Source organism: Pseudomonas sp. LBUM1652, from assembly GCF_059716105.1.
On the sequence record NZ_CP166804.1, the window covers coordinates 3286409 to 3305928 of the forward strand.

The 19520-nt window shown below is 60.3% G+C and carries 18 protein-coding genes and 1 tRNA gene; 8 read left to right on the top strand and 11 right to left on the bottom strand.

The genetic code is table 11. The features are described 5' to 3' along the window. Positions 1 to 3 precede the first annotated feature (3 nt). From ACA069_RS14880 to ACA069_RS14895, 4 genes are all read right to left on the bottom strand, one after another. Entirely contained in the window at positions 4 to 561 is a 558-nt protein-coding gene (locus ACA069_RS14880; RefSeq protein WP_497614016.1) for a helix-turn-helix domain-containing protein, read from the bottom strand. Positions 562 to 576: 15 nt separating this feature from the next. Next, on the bottom strand, positions 577 to 1866 hold the full coding sequence (locus ACA069_RS14885) for an NAD(P)/FAD-dependent oxidoreductase (protein WP_497614018.1): 1290 nt from the start codon (positions 1864 to 1866) through the stop codon (positions 577 to 579). A gap of 75 nt (positions 1867 to 1941) precedes the next feature. Further along, positions 1942 to 3276 carry an ATP-binding protein gene (locus ACA069_RS14890; RefSeq protein WP_497614020.1) on the bottom strand — a complete coding sequence of 445 codons (1335 nt, stop codon included), beginning with the start codon at positions 3274 to 3276 and terminating at the stop codon, positions 1942 to 1944. Next, entirely contained in the window at positions 3273 to 3980 is a 708-nt protein-coding gene (locus tag ACA069_RS14895; RefSeq protein WP_497614022.1) for a response regulator, read from the bottom strand. The genes ACA069_RS14890 and ACA069_RS14895 overlap by 4 nt, the downstream gene beginning before the upstream one ends. A 164-nt stretch (positions 3981 to 4144) precedes the next feature. Between ACA069_RS14895 and ACA069_RS14900 the strand changes: the two genes are divergently transcribed. The 6 genes from ACA069_RS14900 (at position 4145) to proP (ending at position 9274) form a co-directional block, all read left to right on the top strand. Then, on the top strand, positions 4145 to 4459 hold the full coding sequence (locus ACA069_RS14900) for a hypothetical protein (protein WP_187679835.1): 315 nt from the start codon (positions 4145 to 4147) through the stop codon (positions 4457 to 4459). Then, positions 4459 to 5118, top strand: a complete 660-nt coding sequence (locus ACA069_RS14905) for a DUF3313 domain-containing protein (RefSeq protein WP_497614024.1) — start codon at positions 4459 to 4461, stop codon at positions 5116 to 5118. The genes ACA069_RS14900 and ACA069_RS14905 overlap by 1 nt, the downstream gene beginning before the upstream one ends. Before the next feature lie 63 nt (positions 5119 to 5181). After that, on the top strand, positions 5182 to 5742 hold the full coding sequence (locus ACA069_RS14910) for a hypothetical protein (RefSeq protein ID WP_489880446.1): 561 nt from the start codon (positions 5182 to 5184) through the stop codon (positions 5740 to 5742). Positions 5743 to 6165: 423 nt separating this feature from the next. Beyond that, a complete protein-coding gene (locus tag ACA069_RS14915) occupies positions 6166 to 6525 on the top strand; it encodes a DUF6124 family protein (protein WP_497614026.1) in 360 nt (119 codons plus the stop codon). 555 nt (positions 6526 to 7080) lie between these two features. Then, positions 7081 to 7440 carry a DUF6124 family protein gene (locus tag ACA069_RS14920; RefSeq protein ID WP_187679832.1) on the top strand — a complete coding sequence of 120 codons (360 nt, stop codon included), beginning with the start codon at positions 7081 to 7083 and terminating at the stop codon, positions 7438 to 7440. A 328-nt stretch (positions 7441 to 7768) separates the two neighbouring features. Further along, positions 7769 to 9274: a glycine betaine/L-proline transporter ProP gene (gene proP / locus ACA069_RS14925; RefSeq protein ID WP_187679830.1), complete on the top strand. Its 1506-nt coding sequence runs from the start codon at positions 7769 to 7771 to the stop codon at positions 9272 to 9274. Here proP and ACA069_RS14930 read toward each other — a convergent pair. After that, entirely contained in the window at positions 9264 to 9869 is a 606-nt protein-coding gene (locus tag ACA069_RS14930) for a nucleotidyltransferase domain-containing protein (protein ID WP_489880445.1), read from the bottom strand. The two genes, proP and ACA069_RS14930, sit on opposite strands and share 11 nt — an antisense overlap. A 397-nt stretch (positions 9870 to 10266) precedes the next feature. Between ACA069_RS14930 and ACA069_RS14935 the strand changes: the two genes are divergently transcribed. Further along, positions 10267 to 11970 (top strand): amidase, encoded by a 1704-nt coding sequence (locus tag ACA069_RS14935; protein ID WP_497614029.1) that lies wholly within the window; start codon positions 10267 to 10269, stop codon positions 11968 to 11970. 240 nt (positions 11971 to 12210) lie between these two features. Then, positions 12211 to 13506: an OprD family porin gene (locus ACA069_RS14940; protein WP_497614031.1), complete on the top strand. Its 1296-nt coding sequence runs from the start codon at positions 12211 to 12213 to the stop codon at positions 13504 to 13506. Positions 13507 to 13514: 8 nt separating this feature from the next. On the opposite strand, the gene ACA069_RS14945 is transcribed toward ACA069_RS14940, so the two are convergent. From ACA069_RS14945 to fdxH, 6 genes are all read right to left on the bottom strand, one after another. Next, positions 13515 to 13610 (bottom strand) — tRNA-Sec (locus ACA069_RS14945). A 7-nt stretch (positions 13611 to 13617) separates the two neighbouring features. Beyond that, on the bottom strand, positions 13618 to 15534 hold the full coding sequence (gene selB, locus ACA069_RS14950) for a selenocysteine-specific translation elongation factor (protein WP_497618249.1): 1917 nt from the start codon (positions 15532 to 15534) through the stop codon (positions 13618 to 13620). Continuing rightward, a complete protein-coding gene (selA, locus tag ACA069_RS14955; protein ID WP_497614032.1) occupies positions 15531 to 16943 on the bottom strand; it encodes an L-seryl-tRNA(Sec) selenium transferase in 1413 nt (470 codons plus the stop codon). Before selA ends, selB begins: the two co-directional genes overlap by 4 nt. A 48-nt stretch (positions 16944 to 16991) precedes the next feature. Continuing rightward, on the bottom strand, positions 16992 to 17918 hold the full coding sequence (gene fdhE, locus ACA069_RS14960) for a formate dehydrogenase accessory protein FdhE (protein WP_401264051.1): 927 nt from the start codon (positions 17916 to 17918) through the stop codon (positions 16992 to 16994). A 3-nt stretch (positions 17919 to 17921) separates the two neighbouring features. Continuing rightward, on the bottom strand, positions 17922 to 18587 hold the full coding sequence (locus tag ACA069_RS14965) for a formate dehydrogenase subunit gamma (RefSeq protein ID WP_497614034.1): 666 nt from the start codon (positions 18585 to 18587) through the stop codon (positions 17922 to 17924). Further along, positions 18584 to 19519 carry a formate dehydrogenase subunit beta gene (gene fdxH / locus ACA069_RS14970; RefSeq protein ID WP_187681316.1) on the bottom strand — a complete coding sequence of 312 codons (936 nt, stop codon included), beginning with the start codon at positions 19517 to 19519 and terminating at the stop codon, positions 18584 to 18586. Before fdxH ends, ACA069_RS14965 begins: the two co-directional genes overlap by 4 nt. Position 19520: the final 1 nt, after the last annotated feature.

Here is a 19520-nt window from a genome sequence, read left to right on the forward strand (position 1 = left end):
TTATCAGGTGTAGACCCACAGCACGCGGGTGAACTGGTCGGTGAGGTTGCCGTAGCGGCAACGGGTGTGGCTGTCGAACTGGAAGCTGTCGCCGGCCTTGAGCGTCGCCGGTTCTTGGTCATCGCCCAGCCACAGGGTCAGTTCGCCTTCTAGCACGTAACCGCCCTGCTCCGAGCTGTCGCTCAGGTGCCGGTCGCCGCTGCTGGCGCCGGACTCCAGATGGCTTTCGAGCATGGAGAACGAGGCGCGGATCTGCGGCGACACCAGAATGTCGGTAATGCCGTTGGCGTAATACAGCGTGCGGCGCTCGTCCGGCCTGGTGACCCACGGCAACTCTTTGGCTTTAGGCAGGCTGTAGAAATAGGTGGTCGGCACGCCAAAGGTTTCGCTGATTGCCGTCAGGTCCGCCACCGTCGGCCGCGACAAGCCGCGCTCAACTTGCGAAAGGAAACCCACGGAGCGGCCGATCTTGTCTGCCAGTTCCTTCAGGGTCCACTTCTTGTGCTTGCGCAGGTCGTGGATGAGGATCGCCAGCGCGGCGATTTCTTCTTGCTTGTTCATGACAGGGATTCCAAATCAGATGCTGTCGCGCAATCGATACCAGGCCTTGCCAATGGCTTCCAGCGGCGCCGCGAGGTATTTGCCGCCGGGGAAACTGCCATTACTCAAGCCCTGATACAACGCCAATTCATCTGCGTTGCCGAGGATTGCGTCTGACACCGCGCGGGCGGCGGCCAGTGTCGGCAGCACGCCATGCCCCGAATAACCCTGCAGCCAATAACGATTGCCCTCGCCGCCAACATCCGGCGTGCGGTTCAGGGTCAGATCGATGTGCCCGCCCCAGGCGAACTGCACCTCGACACCTTTTAGCTGCGGGAACACTCGCTCGAGAAACGGCCTCGTGGCCGCCGCGATGTCCTTGGGCATGCCGCCCAAGTAAGTGCAGCCGCCGCCGAACAGCAAGCGGTTGTCCGGCGTACGACGGAAGTAATCGAGGACGAATTGGTTGTCAGTGACACAGACGTTGCTCGGCAACAGTGCGGTGGCTTGCTCCAGAGTGAGCGGCGCGGTGGCGACTTGATAGGTGCCCACCGGCAATATGCAACTGGCGAGTTTAGGGTCGAGTTCATCGAGGTAGGCATTGCAGGCGAGCACCAACACATCTGCTTTGATCGAACCGCGCTCGGTGTGTACCCGAAAACCTGCGCCCTCCTCCTGATAACTCAACGCTTTGCTTTGTTCATGGATAAACCCGCCGGCCCGCTCGATGGCAGCCGCGAGACCCAAGGCAAGTTTCAACGGGTTAAGGTGCGCGCCTTCCGGGTCATAGAGACCGGCCTGATAACGCTCGCTGGCCACCCATTGCGGCAGTTCTTCGCGTGGGATGAATTGCAATGCATCGTGGCCCCACTTATGGCTGGCCTCGTGTTGCCAATCGGTCAGCAGACTCACGCGACGCGGCATCACCGAGGTCCATAAATGCCCCGGCCGATAATCGCAGTGGAAGCCATGGCGCCCCGGTAATTCACGCAATTCCCGAGCCGCCCAACGCATGCCGTCCCACAATCGCCTTGCCCGCTCATGACCCAGCGCGGCTTCCAGCGGCGGCATGTCACACGACCAACCCAGAATCGCCTGCCCGCCATTACGTCCCGATGCCGCCCACGCCACGCGACTGGCCTCCAGCAGCGTCACGCGCTTGCCGGCCAATGCCAGGCGCAACGCGGTGTGCAGCCCACTGAAACCGGCGCCGATGATCACTACGTTGGTGTCGTGCTGACCTTCCAGCACGGGCCGATGGCTCAGAATATCGGCGCAACTGTGGGCGTAGTAACTGTCGACATGGCGCTGGGATTGCTGAAACATTCGCGGCCTCATGAAATTATTTATTTATAATTTCATGAAAATCTACAGCGTTAATTTCATGCCGACAACCCCCGCCTAACGGATAAAGGGTAGTTCCACCCTTGCCACCAGCCCTGTCCCCTCGCGATTACTCAGCGTCAACTCGCCACCCTGCTCACGCACGATGGCCCGCGCCGCCGACAGTCCGAGGCCGACCCCGCCGGTGTCGCGGTTGCGTGAGGCTTCGAGGCGGAAAAACGGGTCGAACACTTGCTCCAGCGCCTCTTCAGGAATACCCGGCCCCTCATCGTGGACTTCGATGTGTATCGAGTAATCAGTGCGGCTCAAGGCGACGCGCGGGTTGTGTGCATACTTCACCGCGTTTTCCAGCAAGTTGACGATCACCCGCTTGATACCCAGCGGGCGGCCTTTGTACACCAGATGCGCGGGGCCGTTGAAGTCGACGCCGATGTGTTGGTCGCGGTAGTCGTCAACGATAGTTTGCAGCAGCTCGGACAGGTCGAACGCGGTAGTTTGCTCGCGGTGAGTGTCTTCGCGAAAAAACGCCAACGCGGCGTTGATCATCGATTGCATCTCTTCGATGTCGCGAATCAGTTTGCCCTGATGATCGAGGTCTTCCATGAACTCACTGCGCAGACGCATCCGTGTCAGCGGCGCGCGCAGGTCGTGGGAAATGGATGCGAGCATGTGCGTGCGCTCGCCGATGTAGTGCTGGATCTGCGCCTGCATGGTGTTGAAGGCGATGATCGCCTGACGAATCTCGTCCGGGCCTTCAATCTTGATCGGCGGTGCGCGCAGGTCGCCGCCAAAGCGTCGGGCGGCGCTGGCGAAACGCTGCAGAGGTTTGGCCAGTTGGCGTGTGGCAAGCCAGGCCACCAGCACCGTGGCGATCAGGCCCAGGGCGATGATGATCGCGATGCGTGTGCCGATGTCCAGTCCCCAGGAGCGCTCTCGCGAAGAGAATAACAACCAGCTGGCATCCGGCAGTTGAATCAGCGCCGCATATCGGCCCTGCTGACTGCCGCTCGGCCAGTCAGCGGGGTTGAACACCCGAATCTGTCGACCATCGCCCAACAACTGATGCAACACCGATGTCTTGTCTGCCATGAGCGGCGTACCTCCCGGGGGCAAGCCGAGTTCGTCGAGTTGCGAACTCCACATCACCTCCTGTGTCAGGCCGTTTGCCGCTTGCGCCAGCTGCGTGCGCAACGGTGCCGGTGCGGCCTCGATCACCTTGACGGTAGCGGCAATCTGCTCAAGCAACCCGGTGCGTTCAATTGGCGGTCGAGCCCAGGTTCCCGCAACCTCCACGAACAGGAAATTGAGCGCCAGCGCCGCAAGCATGGCCGCGACAATGGTCAGCGCGATTCGCCGACTCAGCGGGTCGCGCCGCAGGAATTGACGGATCATGAACGCGTGACCTTGGCGCTGAACATATAGCCGCCGTTGCGCACGGTTCTGATCAAGTCCGGCCGCTTGCAGTCCGGCTCAATCTTGCGCCGCAACCGGCTGACCTGCACGTCGATGCTGCGGTCGAAAGCGTCGTGACCCTGGCCGTGGGTCAAGTCGATCAGTTGCTCACGGGTGAGGATGCGCTGCGGATGATCCAGAAACACCACCAGCAAATCGAACTCTCCGCCGGACAACGGGATCATCACGTTTTCCGGGGAGCGCAATTCGCGGCAGGTGATATCCAGATGCCAACCGGCGAAGGCGATCACCGGCCGTGACGGTTCGAGCGGCGTCTTCTGGTCACCGGCGCGCCGCTGCAAGGCGCGCACGCGAGCCAGTAATTCCTGAGGGGCGAACGGTTTGGTCAGGTAGTCGTCCGCGCCAAGTTCCAGACCGACAATGCGATCACTCAGCTCTGCCATGGCCGTCAGCATGATGATCGGAATGCCCATCTGCGCACGGACTTTCTGGCACAGGCTCAGCCCACCTTCACCGGGCATCATCACGTCAAGAATGATCGTGTCCGGGCGTTGCCGCGCGATTGCCGCCCACATCGCCTCGCCATCGGCGGCGACGTCGACTTCGTAGGCGTGCTGGACGAAGAACTTCTTCAGCAGGGCGAGAATTTCCACGTCGTCGTCGACGAACAGCAGTCTGCTCACGGTCACAGGCTCCTCAGACCAGAAAAGAGCGCATCTAAAACCATTCCGACGCTCAGGTCATTTATTTCAATCGAGCAACATTCCTTCACCACGGACATCAACCGGACATCGTCCGGCAAAATCCCTGGGGCACCCTGCACGCATTCCAACTCAGGGGGCTTTTCATGAAGGTTTTACATAGCCGCTACACCGCCGACGGCCATAACGCCAAGTATCCGTTGATCCTCAGCCAACGCACCACGGCGCCCACGGAGGATACGCCGATCCTCTTTCAAGAGTTCTGCCTCGGGCTGGCCAGCGATCAGAGCCGCATCGTCCTGCGCCGCTATTTCGAACAGTACAGCCCGGCCAACGCGCAATGGGTCGAGTACGCCCATTCGATTCCGACCGCCGAGCTCATCCACTGGATCATGAGCCACGGCCAGTTGCACATCGAGTGTTCGCAAGACACCCCGCCAAAGCACAAGGAATCCCATTGATGAGAAGCCATTGCCTGATGACGGTGTTGTGTACGGCGTCCCTGAGTCTGTCGGCTTGCAGCAGCCAAAAGGTCGAACATACCGGGTTTCTGCACGACTACAGCGTATTGAAGGAGCACAAGTCGCCGTCGGGACAGGATGTAATGGTCTGGGTCAGCCCGGCATTGGCCAGGGCGCGTTACACCCAGGCCTATCTTGCACCAAGCCAGTTTTACCCCAGCGTAGAGCCGACCGCCCGGATTCCAATGAGCACGCTCTCCGGTGTGACTGACTATTACGATGCGGCCCTCAGGCACGAATTGGGCAAGGTGCTGCAACTGGTGTCAACACCCGGTCCGAATACGCTGATCGTCAGGCCGGCTATCACCCGGGTCAGTGCCAGCACCCAAGGCTTGCGGTTTTATGAATGGCTGCCGGTCACGCTGGTCGCGGCCGGGGTAAGCACCGCCGTCGGCATCCGCGATCAGGACAGTGAAATTTTCACGGAAGTGTCGTTCGAGGACGGCTCGACCGGGGAAGTCGTCGCAGAGGTCGTGCGCAAGGGCACCGGCATGCCGCTGGAGAACGACAAACAGGTGCTGACGGCCGATGACGTGAAGGTGGTGCTGGAGGGTTGGGCCAGCGATTTGGGGCAATCGTATTTGGCAATTGGGCGTTAGTGCGCCCGTTTTCTCGTCTACCGTGATGTGCAGCTATTTGCATAACACGGGCCACGACTGATGATGAGCAACTTCCCTATCGTTGCAACGGTTCTCTCGATGATTCTGGGGCTGTCCGTCACTCGGCTGCTGCTTGGCGCGTTGACGGTGTTTCGTATCCGCCGGGCGGCGGCGCCGGATTGGGTGGCGTTGGTCTGGGCCATTACGTTGTTCGCCACCCAACTGGACTTTTGGTGGGCGGTCAATTCACTGCCGCAGATCAAGTCGACGTTTTCGTTCGCGGAGTTTTTGTTACTGGTGGTATTGGCGCTGTCGTTGTTTGTCTCGTCGGCGCTGTTGCTGCCGAGCCGCAGTGAGGATGAGCAGAACGGCCTGCGGGTCTATTTCGAGCAGGATGGTCGCTACGCCCTGCTCTCGTTGTCGACTTATCTGTTGCTCGGGCTGATCGTCAATGTCTTCCTGTTTCAAGCCTCACCGATTGCGCTGTGGGGGGTGTTGGATGTGTTGATGATCATTCTTCCGCTCTGCGCCTTCGCGGCGAAATCACGCAAGACTTATACGACCATTACCCTGATTTACCTGCCGATCTGTGCGCTGGACATCGTCGTTTCTCTGACGAATTAGGCGTTGTTTCAGAAGACAGATCAAAAGATCGCAGCCTTCGGCAGCTCCTACACCGGCCTATGTAGGAGCTGCCGAAGGCTGCGATCTTTTGATCTAAACTGCCACGTTTAAAAGACACCTCCAGACACGTGTCCGAGGCTACACAACCTTGCGTAATTGCCTACAGCTCCGCCAGAATCCGCCGGCTTGTGCGCCTTGGGGGTGGGGCCTATTGTTGAGCCGTCGCTGATTTCTCAGTGATCGGGTTTAGCAGCCCGGCAATTCTCAAGGCACGCAGGTTCCGCTATTACGTTATGGCGGCTTTGCGTGGGGCACTTCGGTGCGCCGGGATCCTTGAGCCTGGTCTGCTAACCCGCGTACAGCCGCCACCTCTTCGTTTAGCAGCGATAGCTGACGGCTCCATTTTTCTCAAGGAGCTTCACCATGATCAAACCAACACCTAACCCGCCCGAAACCGACCCCACTTCCCCCTACGAATCCCTCGATTCGAAAAAGCTCAACGAAGCCGCCGACCGCGCGCTCGATCACTACCTCTGCCCACCCGGTTCCACGCCGCCGCCACGTAAAACCCGCAGGATGTACGCCGTGACCGCGGACTTCAAAAACGAGGAGTTGCTGGCCGATGCCTGCGGAACTCTGGCTTCGGCAAGAACCATCGCCAATGACTTCGCTCATCTCGTACCCGCGCCGCAGCGCAGGACGTTGCAGGGCATTGCGCAACTGATCATGTTGGGAGAACTGGCGGTGAATCGGGTGCTGAATAATCTGGAGTTGCCGGGCTGACCTCGATGTGGTGAACAGGGGCTGAGCCTTTCGGTGTCAACTCCGGCGCCTTCGCGAGCAGGCTCGCTCCCACCGTTGACCGCGCTCCAATGTGGGAGCGAGCCTGCTCGCGAAGGCGGCGCCACAGTCACCACCTGTCTTCAGACATGAAAAAACCCGCCGCCCCGTTCAATCGGGACGGCGGGTTTTGTTGTTTTCGCAAGGCGAGATCAAAAGATCGCAGCCTTAAACAGCCACGTTTAAAAGACACCTTCAGACACGCGTCCGAGGCTACACAACCTTGCGTAATTGCCTACAGCTACGCCAGAATCCGCCGGCTTGTGCGCCTTTGGGGTGGTGTCTATTGTGGGTCGGTCGCTGACATATCAGCGGTCGGGTCTCGCAGCCCGTTGACCTCTAGACGCACAACACCCGTCCTTATTTATGGCGGCTGTACGTGGGAGACCTTCGGGTCTGCCGGTTCTAGAGTCCCGGTCTGCGACCCGCGTATAGCTGCCACCTCCTTTTCGTATCGCAGCGAAATGTGGCGGCTCCATCGACTCTAGGAGCTTCACCATGATCAAACCAACACCTAACCCACCCGAAACCGACCCCACTTCCCCCTACGAATCCCTCGATTCGAAAAAGCTCAACGAAGCCGCAGACCGCGCGCTCGATCACTACCTCTGCCCACCCGGTTCCACGCCGCCGCCACGTAAAACCCGCAGGATGTACGCCGTGACCGCGGACTTCAAAAACGAGGAGTTGCTAGCCGATGCCTGCGGAACTCTGGCTTCGGCAAGAACCATCGCCAATGACTTTGCCCATCTCGTACCCGCGTCGCAGCGCAGGACGCTGCAGGGCATTGCGCAACTGATCATGTTGGGAGAACTGGCGGTGAATCGGGTGCTGGATAATCTGGAGTTGCCGGGCTGACCTCGATGTGGTGAACAGGGGCTGAGCCTTTCGGTGTCAACTCCGGCCCCTTCACGAGCAGGCTCGCTCCCACCGTTGACCGCGCTCCAATGTGGGAGCGAGCCTGCTCGCGAAAGCGGTCTCACCGGCAACACATGTCTTCAGGCATAAAAAACCACCGCCCCGTTCAATCGGGACGGCGGGTTTTGTCGTTTTCGGCAGTTCCGGTAGGGAAAAAAGCAGTTAGCGGTGAATTATTTCGTGTCCGCATGTATCTGAGCCAAAGAGCACGCGCCATCAAAGAGCTGGCATCGAAGCGGCAAATGGATCAGCAACAGAGAAAACCCGGATGAAATCACGTAAAAACAGCGTCAAACCGATCGGCCTGAAAGACATCACCATCGTCGACGACGCGAAGATGCGCAAAGCCATCACGGCGGCGGCGCTCGGCAATGCCATGGAATGGTTCGACTTTGGGGTCTACGGCTTTGTTGCCTATGTCCTCGGCAAGGTGTTTTTCCCCGGTGCAGATCCCGGCACGCAAATGATCGCCGCATTGGCGACGTTCTCCGTGCCCTTCCTGATCCGGCCTTTGGGCGGACTGTTCTTCGGTGCATTGGGTGACAAATACGGGCGGCAGAAAGTCCTCGCCGCGACCATCGTCATCATGTCGCTGAGCACCTTCGCCATCGGCTTGATTCCGTCCTATGCCTCGATTGGCATCTGGGCGCCGATCCTGTTGTTGCTGGCGAAAATGGCCCAAGGCTTCTCGGTCGGTGGCGAATACACCGGCGCCTCGATCTTCGTCGCCGAATATGCACCCGACCGCAAACGCGGGTTTCTCGGTAGCTGGCTGGACTTCGGCTCGATTGCCGGTTTTGTGCTCGGTGCCGGTGTCGTGGTGTTGATCTCCACCACGCTGGGCGAAGCCAAGTTCGAGGAATGGGGCTGGCGTCTGCCGTTCTTCCTCGCCCTGCCGCTGGGCATGATCGGTCTGTATCTGCGTCACGCCCTCGAAGAAACCCCGGCTTTCCAGCAGCACGTGGAACAACTCGAACAAGGCGACCGCGAAGGTCTGGCCGGCGGCCCGAAAGTGTCGTTCAAGGAAGTCGCCACCAAACACTGGCGCAGCCTGATGACTTGCATTGGCGTGGTGGCCGTGACCAACGTCACGTACTACATGCTGCTCACCTACATGCCGAGTTATCTGTCGCATAACCTGCACTACAGCGAAAACCGTGGGGTGCTGATCATCATCGCGATCATGGTTGGCATGTTGTTTGTGCAGCCGCTGATTGGCTTTGTCAGCGACAAAATCGGCCGCAAGCCTTTCATTGTTGTCGGCAGTATCGGCCTGTTTATCCTCGCCATTCCGGCGTTCATGCTGATCAACAGCGGCAAGATCGGCCTGATTTTCGCCGGCCTGCTGATGCTGGCGGTGCTGCTGAACTTCTTCATCGGCGTGATGGCCTCGACCCTGCCGGCGATGTTCCCCACCCACATTCGCTACAGCGCGCTGGCGGCAGCTTTCAACGTTTCGGTACTGATCGCGGGTCTGACCCCGACCGTCGTGGCCTGGCTGGTGGAAAGCACCAACGACCTGTACATGCCGGCGTATTACCTGATGGTGATTGCCGTGGTCGGCCTGGTCACTGGCGTGACCATGAAAGAAACCGCGAACAAACCACTGCGCGGCGCGGCTCCCGCGGCTTCCGATCTTGAGGAAGCGAAGGAGCTGCTGCAGGAACATCACGACAACATCGAGCAGAAGATCGAAGACATCGACGCCGAGATCGCCGAGTTGGAGGCCAAGCGCAAGAATCTGGTGCAGCAGCATCCGCGGATTAACGAGTAAGACAATCGTTAATCCACGGGTGATCCGGGTGCAGTAGCGCCAGGTGTCGAGACAGCCATTGCCGGTCTTCGAAGGACAAGTTCGGCAATGCCTGGCTGAAGTCGATCTGATCTTTGGGTCGGGTGTATTTGGCCTTGAACAGCAAGATTGCCGCAGGTTTTAAATAAGGAATCCCTGCGGCACTCAGGCCAACCATTTCGGTACGTGGGTAGACAATCGAGGCATCTCTTTTATAGACCCAAGTGTCCGAAGTACCGGATTCAAGCATCACGTCCACTCGCCAGGCATTGGCCACGGTATCAAATCCCCAAACCTGAAAAACCTCCTCGCCGGGCATACGATCTGCCGGCAGAAATTCCAGAGTTCCGTCCCTGACGGTGTAGAACTGAAGAGCCTCCAACGCTTGCCTGAAGCGGGAAAAATCATCACGCAGGACGGTGAATTCCAGATCACCGTGAGCCCGGGTCTGGCGCCCCAACCACAAGTCAATCGCCCAGCCACCCACCACCGACCAAGGACGTGAGACCTGTTTCAGTCGCTGCGATAACTCATCGGGTGTCCACGCATTCCATGCTTCCTGATCCGGTATGGTCATGTGACCTGCTCCTTGGATGGTTTCAAATCTCAACGTTCGATTACTCGGCGCTACTCAAAATGCCGTGGCAGATTAAGGCCAAAACACTGCGCATGTGCCGGGCATGCGCCTCTCTGTCCCACGTCGCCTCAGGCGCCAAGCGAATAAACGCATATTGATTGAACAACGTCGCCGCCACGTCAATATCGACTGGTATGGTGTTTTGTAGCTTGAATGATGTGGTGCTCGCGAAGGGGCCGACCCACGAGAAAATCGGTGGCCGATCAATCCCACCGATTACTCCGCGCGCAGCATGGTGTTAAATAGGCGCCAGTCTTAACCTTGTCGCTTAAAGCCGTGCCACGAGAACCGCTATGACCATCTTTTCCAACGCTCAACTGCAAACGGCGGTGACCGCATGATCGAAGTCACCGAAGTTTCCATCGCCGACCTGCGCGCTGCGCTTGAATCCGGCCAGACCACCTCGATTGAATTGGTGCAGGCCTACCTGGCCCGCATTGATGCCTACGATGGCGCCGACACCCCGACTGCGCTAAACGCTGTTGTGGTGCGCAATCCCGAAGCGCTGAACGAAGCGCAGGCCTCCGACGCCCGCCGCGCCAAAGGCGAAACGCTCAGCCCTCTCGATGGCATTCCTTACACCGCAAAAGACAGTTATCTGGTCAAAGGCCTGACGGCGGCGTCTGGCAGCCCGGCCTTCGTCGATCTGGTCGCCTATCGCGACGCCTTCACCATCGAGCGCCTGCGTGGTGCCGGGGCGATTTGCCTGGGCAAGACCAACATGCCGCCGATGGCCAATGGCGGGATGCAGCGCGGGGTTTATGGCCGCGCCGAGAGCCCGTACAACGCCGATTACCTCACGGCTCCATTCGCTTCCGGTTCGTCCAATGGCGCCGGCACTGCTACAGCCGCCAGTTTTGCTGCGTTTGGTCTGGCCGAAGAAACCTGGTCCAGCGGGCGCGGCCCTGCGTCGAACAACGGTTTGTGCGCCTACACGCCTTCGCGCGGGGTGATCTCGGTGCGCGGTAACTGGCCGTTGACCCCGACCATGGACGTCGTGGTGCCCTACGCCCGCACCATGGCCGACCTGCTGGAAGTGCTCGACATCGTTGTCGCCGAAGACCCGGACACCCGTGGTGATCTGTGGCGTCTGCAACCCTGGGTGCCGATCCCCAGCGTCAATTCCGTGCGCCCCGCCGCTTACGCTGAACTGGCTGCCGACGCTAATGCGCTCGCCGGCAAACGTTTCGCCGTGCCGCGCATGTTCATCAATGCCGACCCTGAGGCTGGCACCAGCGAAGCACCGGGTATCGGCGGCCCGACCGGCCAGCGCATCAACACCCGCGAATCGGTGATCGACCTTTGGAAACAGGCGCGTCAGGCCCTCGAAGCCGCCGGCGCCGAAGTCATCGAAACCGACTTCCCGCTGGTCTCCAACTGTGAAGGCGACCGTCCCGGTGCGCCGACCGTGTTCACCCGTGGTCTGGTCTCGAAAGAGTTTCTCCATCATGAACTGTGGGATCTGACCGCGTGGGCGTTCGATGACTTCCTGCAAGCCAACGGTGATCCGAAACTCAATCGTCTGGTGGACGTCGACGGGCCGAAAATCTTCCCGCACGAGCCGGGCACCCTGCCCAACCGTGAGGGCGATCTCGTTGCCGGCATGGACGAATACGTGCGCATGGCCGAGCGCGGCATCACGCCTTGGAATGAAATCTCCACCGTGCCCGATGGCCTGCGCGGTCTGGAGCAAACCCGTCGCATCGACCTCGAAGACTGGATGGACAAACTCGGCCTCGACGCCGTGCTGTTCCCGACCGTCGCCGACGTCGGCCCGGCAGATGCGGACGTCAACCCGGCATCAGCCGACATCGCCTGGAGCAACGGCATCTGGGTCGCCAACGGCAACCTCGCCATTCGCCACCTCGGCGTACCGACCGTCACCGTGCCGTTGGGCGTGATGGCCGACATCGGCATGCCGGTCGGTCTGACCTTCGCCGGTCGTGCCTACGACGATTCGAGCCTGTTGCGCCTGGCAGCGGCATTTGAATCGACGGGCAGCAAGCGAATGATCCCGCCACGCACGCCACCGTTGTCATAACGCCGATATCTCTGTAGGAGCTGCGGCACGCTGCGATCTTTTGATTTTGATTTTAGAGATCAGGATCAAAAGATCGCAGCGTGCCGCAGCTCCTACAGGTTTTTGTGTGCTGTCATCATTGTGAGCACGCCCTGGATGCCTGCGTGCTTGTTCTCATAACAACTGAGCACACTCGCTCAATCTCCACCCCCACAATCCCTTGATCATCAGTGCCACATTCTTTATTGCTGGCCACAGACCATGATCGATTTCTCGCCATCGCAAATCACCGTCTTATTGCTGCTGTGCGGGCTGACCGAATCGGCTACCGCGAGCGGTTTTTTCGACGATGCCAAGTCTGAAGTGCTCCTTCGCAACTTCTATCTGAGCAACGACTACCGCTCACCCTCACCCGCCGGCAAGAACTACAAACAGGAATGGGCACAAGGGTTTATCGGTACTTTCTCATCTGGATTCACACCCGGGACGGTCGGGTTTGGCATCGACGCACATGCTTTTACCGGCCTGAAACTGGACGGCGGCAGAGGCCACTCCGGTACTGGATTACTGCCGGTCGACAGTGATGGTCGCAGCGAAAACAACTATTCCAGCGCCGGTGGCGCCCTCAAATTGAAGGCATCACGCACCACCCTGGCGTTCGGCGAAATGACCGTGGAAACGCCGGTCTTCGACACCTCCGACAAACGTCTGCAACCGGAGTACGCCACGGGTTTTCTGCTCAACAGCCGGGAAATCGACAACGTCAATCTGCAGGCCGGGCATTTCACCGCGTTCAAGAATCAGGACAGTTCTTCCGGCAAAGGCGACTTTTACGGCTACGGTGCCAACACCGAACACGGCTCCATCAGCTTTCTCGGCGCCGACCTGTTCGGCGACAACCCGTTGGGCGGTGCGCTGTACGCGTCTGAATTGAAGGACACCTGGCATCAGTACTACGGCAATCTGCATTTCAAGCAGTCGGGCGTGTTCCTCGACGCCAACCTCTATCACACCCGCGACACAGGCAAGGCGCTGGCCGGTGAAATCGACAACACGGCATTCAGCCTGTCCGGCAAATACACCTTCGGCCCACACGCTGTGATGCTCGGCTGGCAGCGGATCAATGGCGACACACCGTTCGATTTCGTCGGTGGCGACTCCATCTATCTGGCCAACTCGATCAAATACGCCGACTTCAACGGCGCCGGTGAGCGCTCCTGGCAAGCACGCTACGACCTTGACCTGGGCGCGTTCGGCATCCCCGGCCTCAACTTCATGACCCGCTACGTTTCTGGCAACCACATCGACGGCACCCACGCCCCCAGAGGCGGCGCGTACAACCCGTTCGATGCTGAAAGCGATGAATATCAGCCGCAGCAAGGTGATGGTGGCAAGCATTGGGAGCGCGACATTGATTTGAAGTACATCGTCCAGTCGGGTGCCGCGAAGGACTTGTCGGTGCAGGTTTCACATGTTTCGCACCGGGCCAATGAAGCGCAGGCGGGGGATGACATTGACCGGGTATATGTGTTGGTTCAGTACCCGTTGGGGTTTTGACTTTAAATTGGCGGAAGGCAGCCGGAGTCGAACCTGCCCGGGAACGGATGCCGTCCCCAACCGGGTTTGAAGCCCGGCCGCGCCACCGGGCGCGATTGCCTTCCTTTGAACTCAAGTTGCGCCGGGGTTGGCCAGCGCGTTGTCGGAGCGGATCTGTCTGGCTTCGCCGATGCGCCGGGTCAGGCCGAGGCGGTCGAAGTATTCGAGGTACTGGATAGATCGCTTGCGTCCCAAGCCTAGCGCATCGCGGAAGGTTGTCACCTGGATCTGGGGATTTTCGTTGGCCAGTTGCAGCAGGATGGTGGCCATCCGTTGCAACTCTCCGTCAGTTATAAACAGATCACGCACCACCTGATGCATCAAACCCAGCCGCGCCAGTTTGCGCAGCAGCAGACGTACGACGGCGTCGTCCTCGCCAACACCTTTGGCTAGGTCGCGCACCCACGGCGGATCGAATCCGGCCTGTTCGAACAGCGGTTGCAGTTGCTGCCACAGGGTTTCGTCTTCGGCATTCAAGCGCACCTGATGCTCCGGCAGATGCAGCCACGGCCCGCTGGCATTGATCGAGCCGGCTTCGCGCAGTTCATCCAGCAGGCTGGCGAACGTCGAACGCTCCAGCGCCAATCCACTGAAGCGCCGTAAACGATCGCGATCCGGCCCCATCTGGTCGGGTTCCAGTTCATGAAACCTCGCCAGTTGCTCAAGCAGCGTGAACTTCAACTGCCCCCAGCGCTGGAGATTGAACAGCACCGGGCCTTGGCGGGTGTCGATCAGACGGACGTTTTCCGGCAACGTCCAATCCGCGCAGAGTCTATTGAACTGGCGCTCGAGTCGCTGTGGATCGAGGCCGCCAGCGCTGTGATCAAGCAACACCGGCAGTGCCTGTTCCAGACTTTCGCTGCGCGCCAACGCCTCAAGTTGCGCCAGTCGTTCGGGGCTGCGTCGCTGGCGGGCGGGCGCGAACGGATCAAGCACCTGACCGCCGCCAAGGGTACGCTGGGCGCTGGAGTCCCGCAGAATCAACCGATCGCCCTTCACCGCCTGCACCGGCGCATTGATCAGGAGTTGCGCGAACATGCGCTCGCCGGGGTTCAGGCGCGAACCTTCAAGCAAGGCGACGCGGGCGATCACGTCTTGCGTACCGAGATGCAGATGCACCGGGTGGAAGTGTTCAAAGGCGCGCTCGCCTGGCAACAGGTGAAATTCGATGTCGATCCGTTGCGTCGGCGCGTGCAGCCACTCGCTCAGCAGCCATTGGCCGCGATGGATCTGTTCCAGCGCCAAACGCTCGCCACTGATGTTCAAGGCTACCCGTTGCCCGGCGAACGCCTGCTCGGCCGGCTGATTCTGCGCGTGCAGGCCGCGAACCCGAACGGTTTTACCCAGAGGCCCCAAAACCAGCCTGTCCTCTACCGAAACAACCCCCGACAGCGCCGTGCCAGTGACCACGATGCCGGCCCCGGCCACGCTGAAGGCGCGGTCGATGGCCAGCCGAAATCCGCCTTCACGACTGCGCGCCTGCACTGCGCTTTGTGATTCCAATAAAACCTGACGCAACTCATCGACACCCTGCCCGCTCACGCTTGACACGGGTACTATCGGCGCCTCGGCAAACCGCCCGGCCTCCAGCAGATCCAGAACCTGCCGCTGCACCTCTTCCACCCTGCCCGCCTCGACCCGGTCGCACTTGGTGATTGCCACCAACGCTTGGGGAATACCGAGCAATTCGACGATCGCCAGATGCTCGCGGGTTTGCGGCATCACACCGTCATCCGCTGCCACCACCAGCAACACCAGATCAATGCCCTGCGCCCCCGCAAGCATGTTGTGGGTGAATTTTTCATGGCCCGGCACATCGATAAAACCAGTCAGCCCGGCGCCGGGTTGCAGTTCGGCGTAGAGATAACCGAGGTCGATGGTCATGCCGCGTTCGCGTTCCTGCGGGCGGCGGTCGCCGGTCTGCCCGGTCAGCGCTTGCAGCAGCGACGTCTTGCCATGGTCGATGTGCCCGGCTGTGCCGACGATCACTGGTCGACCTGCAAGTGCGGCAATTGCGCCAACCACGCTGGCTCATCGTCGAGTTGGCGCAGATCCAGCCACAGCGCATCGTCGTCGATGCGCCCGAGCACCGGGATTGGCAACGCACGCAACGCGGCTTCCAGATTGAGCAGGAAGCGCCCGCGCAAACGCTTGGAGACGTGCGGGCGCAAACAGAGCGCCGCACTCGGCAACCGCGCCACCGGTTGGCTGCCACTGCCGATCATGCCCAAGGCCTGAACGGCGCTGACTTGCCACGGTTCACCCAAGACTTCAGCCATCACCGGTTGCAAACGAGAGGCCTGGGCGAAGATGTCTGCTTGCGGGCGAGTCAGCAGGCGCAAACTCGGTAAGCGCTCGGCGAGACGATCCGGGTCGCGATACAAACCGAGCACCGCTTCCAGCGCCGCCAAGGTCAGTTTGTCGACCCTTAACGCGCGCTTCAGCGGGTTTTTCTTGATCTTCGCAATCAGCTCTTTACGCCCAACGATCAATCCAGCCTGCGGCCCGCCGAGCAATTTGTCGCCGCTGAAGGTGACGATATCCGCGCCATCCAGCAACGCCTGCCGCACCGTCGGCTCCGCTGGCAAACCCCACCTCGTCAGATCCAGCAAACTGCCGCTGCCCAGATCCTCCAGCAACGGCAAGCCATGCCGATGGGCCAACTCAGCCAGTTCTGCTGTCGGCACGCTGGCGGTAAACCCTTCGATGCTGTAGTTGCTCGCATGCACACGCATGATCAAACCGCTACGCGGACTGATCGCCGCTTCGTAGTCGCGGGCATGGGTGCGATTGGTGGTGCCGACTTCGTGCAGGCGCACGCTGGCGCGGGCCATGATGTCGGGGATGCGGAAGGCGCCGCCGATCTCGATCAGCTCGCCACGGGAGATGATGCCTTCCTTGCGCGCCCCAAGGCTGTTAAGTGTCAGCAGGACGGCGGCGGCATTGTTGTTGACCACGGTGACGGCTTCGGCGCCGGTCAATTCGCGGATCAAGCCTTCGATCAAATCGTCACGATCGCCGCGCTTGCCGCTGGCCAGATCGAATTCCAGATTGAGCGGATAACGCGCAGCCATCTGCACGGCTTCGATGGCTTCGTCCGGCAACAAGGCGCGACCGAGATTGGTGTGCAGCACCGTGCCGGTCAGGTTGAACACTCGGCGCACGTTGCTGCATTGCTGCTGGGCCAAGCGCTCGCCGACGCGGCCCGCAAGTACTTCAGGACTGATTTCAACGGCCGACAATTGCCCGTTCAACACGTCTGAACGCAGTTCATCCAGCAACTGCCGCAAACACGCCAGCAGCGCCTCACGCCCATGACGCTCGGCCAGCGGCAGACACGCCGGGTGACGCAACAAACCATCAATGGAAGGCAACCGCAGGGCAACACTCGAAGACATCAGCCACTCCTGGAAACAGATCACTGCGCCAGAGTGTAGACGCTGTGGTCATTCGTCTCCCGGGGCCAGCAACAGATTCGGGGCCAGACGTTGATAGCCGTCCTGGGCCAGACGCATGTCGAGCAACAGGCTGGTGAGATCCGCCGACAGCGCTTCGCCGTCGGCATCGTTCTCCAGATAAAGCAATTTCAGATACGTGTTGCAGCTCGGGCAGACTTCGGCGCGCAGCGGCGCCTGATTGGCGGCGTGGCGATCGTCCTCAAGGCTCAGGTAGTCGAGGCCTTTGCTCGATTCGCAATACACGCATTTGACCCGCACCACATGCCATTCACAGGCGCACAACGAACACACCAGATAGCGCAAACCGTTGTGTTTGCCGCGATGACGGATAACCCCGGCCATGGCGGGCGATCCACAGGCCGGGCATTGGCTGAGGCTGTTGCCTGGCGTCAGTTGCAGGTTGGGGACGCTGAGCAGCCAATGGCTCCATGCCGCTTGTAACGCCGCACCGAGAAACGGCACCAGCGCCGCCGGCACCAACGAATACTGGCCGCTGACCAGCGCCACGGCCCAGGCGCGCAGTTGCCCGGGACTGGCGCTGCGCAACGTGGTGAGCGCATCGATCACGGCGGGTTGCTCGGGCGGCGTATAGCGTTGCAGCAAAGCGTCAAGCCAGACTTGCCAGTCATCTTCGCGGATCAAGGTATCAGCCGCGAACGGCGGCAAGCCGTGCTGCTGGCACAGCTCAAGCCGTTGCTGATCGACCGGTTCTGTCGCAGGTGGATCATCCAGCACTTGCTGCTGCGCCCGGCACAAACCGGCGATCAGCCGCAGGTACTCGGCCAGCGGATGCCCTTCGGCCAATTGCTCCAGACGCTCTGCGCGCAAGGTAAACAGGTTGTGCGGTGGCAGATACAGAAACGGCGGCGAACTGGCCGCTGCTTCGATTTGTCCGGGTTCGAGAATGGTTGGCAAAGGTCAGCCCTTTTTGGTGATCGGTCGCTCCGGCACGTCCGGATCGCGTTCATCGCGGGTGATGTCGCGATACCAGAGTGCGTGGTGTTTTTTCGCCCAGGCGCGGCTGACCCAACCGTGCATCATCGCGTCGACCGAACCCTTGATCCACAGCCCGGCGTAGATGTGAACGATGATGCTCAGAATCAGCACAAACCCGGCCAGCGCATGCAGGAGCATGGCCCAGCGGATCGCGGTGATGCCGAAAAACGCACTGAAATACGCGCGCCAGATCACCAGCCCGGTGAACAACAAAGCGAGCATGCACAGCAGTAAAGTCCAGAACAGCAGCTTTTGCCCGGCGTTGTACTTGCCCACCGCCGGCACGCTTTCTTCGTCGTTGACCAGCACCCGGTCGATGCGCCGCAGCCACTGCCGGTCGTTGGCGATGAAGAAGTTGGCACGCCAGAAATTGAACACCAGACCAAGAAACAACACGAACATCGCCACACCCATGAACGGGTGCAGAATCCGCGTCCACGGCCCGCCGCCAAACAGGTGAGTCAGCCAGAACATCGACGGATGAAACAACGCCAGCCCCGATAGCCCGGCCATGAAGAACAGAATCGCCACCAGCCAGTGATTGGTGCGCTGGTTGGCGGTATATCGCAGGATCGTCTTGTTGCTCATGGCCGGTCCTCCCCGCGTGGATCGAAGGTGTGCACCGCTGGATCGACGACATGCACCGAGGTGTCGGGGGGCGTCGGCAGGTCATCCTCTTCGACCCGGTTCGGCCCGATACGCACGTAGTGGAAGAATCCGGCCAACACCGCGGCGCCCATGGCCAGCAGACCCAGCGGTTTACTGATGCCTTTCCACAGGCCCACCAATGGACTGATCGCCGGATCCTGCGGCAGATTGGCGTAGATTTTCGGTGTGTCGGCGTGGTGCAACACATACATCACGTGAGTGCCGCCGACACCTGCGGGGTCGTACAAACCGGCGTTTTCAAAGCCACGGCTTTTCAGATCGACAATGCGTTCGGCAGCGTGTTCCTTCATGTCTTCCTTGGTGCCGAAAACGATGGCGCCGGTCGGACAGGTTTTCACGCAGGCCGGCTCCAGCCCGACCGCGACCCGATCCGAACACAAGGTGCATTTGTAGGCCTTGTGATCCTTCTGCGAAATACGCGGAATGTTGAACGGGCAACCGGTGATGCAATAACCGCAGCCGATGCAGTGATCCTGATCGAAATCGACGATGCCGTTGGCGTGCTTGATAATCGCGCCTGGGCTCGGGCATGCCGCCAGACAACCGGGCTCGGCGCAGTGCATGCAGCCGTCCTTGCGGATCAGCCACTCAAGGTTGCCGGCGTCGGTTTCGTGCTCGGTGAAGCGCATCAGCGTCCAGGTTTCTGCGCTCAAATCCTGCGGATTGTCGTAGGTGCCGTGGTTGTGGCCAACCTCGTCGCGCAGCTCGTTCCATTCCGAGCACGCGACCTGGCAGGCCTTGCAGCCGATGCATTTGGTGGTGTCTATCAGCTTGGCCACCGCCTCCTGATTCCTCACCGACGGCGGCACTGTGGTGGTGGCCGAGCGGGCAATAATGTCTTGGCTGGCCATT

Coding starts and splice junctions, on each gene's coding strand:
- ACA069_RS14880 (WP_497614016.1), bottom strand. CDS start 561: ATGAACAAGCAAGAAGAAATCGCCGCGCTGGCGATCCTCATCCACGAC.
- ACA069_RS14885 (WP_497614018.1), bottom strand. CDS start 1,866: ATGTTTCAGCAATCCCAGCGCCATGTCGACAGTTACTACGCCCACAGT.
- ACA069_RS14890 (WP_497614020.1), bottom strand. CDS start 3,276: ATGATCCGTCAATTCCTGCGGCGCGACCCGCTGAGTCGGCGAATCGCG.
- ACA069_RS14900 (WP_187679835.1), top strand. CDS start 4,145: ATGAAGGTTTTACATAGCCGCTACACCGCCGACGGCCATAACGCCAAG.
- ACA069_RS14905 (WP_497614024.1), top strand. CDS start 4,459: ATGAGAAGCCATTGCCTGATGACGGTGTTGTGTACGGCGTCCCTGAGT.
- ACA069_RS14910 (WP_489880446.1), top strand. CDS start 5,182: ATGAGCAACTTCCCTATCGTTGCAACGGTTCTCTCGATGATTCTGGGG.
- ACA069_RS14915 (WP_497614026.1), top strand. CDS start 6,166: ATGATCAAACCAACACCTAACCCGCCCGAAACCGACCCCACTTCCCCC.
- ACA069_RS14920 (WP_187679832.1), top strand. CDS start 7,081: ATGATCAAACCAACACCTAACCCACCCGAAACCGACCCCACTTCCCCC.
- proP (WP_187679830.1), top strand. CDS start 7,769: ATGAAATCACGTAAAAACAGCGTCAAACCGATCGGCCTGAAAGACATC.
- ACA069_RS14930 (WP_489880445.1), bottom strand. CDS start 9,869: ATGACCATACCGGATCAGGAAGCATGGAATGCGTGGACACCCGATGAG.
- ACA069_RS14935 (WP_497614029.1), top strand. CDS start 10,267: ATGATCGAAGTCACCGAAGTTTCCATCGCCGACCTGCGCGCTGCGCTT.
- ACA069_RS14940 (WP_497614031.1), top strand. CDS start 12,211: ATGATCGATTTCTCGCCATCGCAAATCACCGTCTTATTGCTGCTGTGC.
- selA (WP_497614032.1), bottom strand. CDS start 16,943: ATGTCTTCGAGTGTTGCCCTGCGGTTGCCTTCCATTGATGGTTTGTTG.
- ACA069_RS14965 (WP_497614034.1), bottom strand. CDS start 18,587: ATGAGCAACAAGACGATCCTGCGATATACCGCCAACCAGCGCACCAAT.
- fdxH (WP_187681316.1), bottom strand. CDS start 19,519: ATGGCCAGCCAAGACATTATTGCCCGCTCGGCCACCACCACAGTGCCG.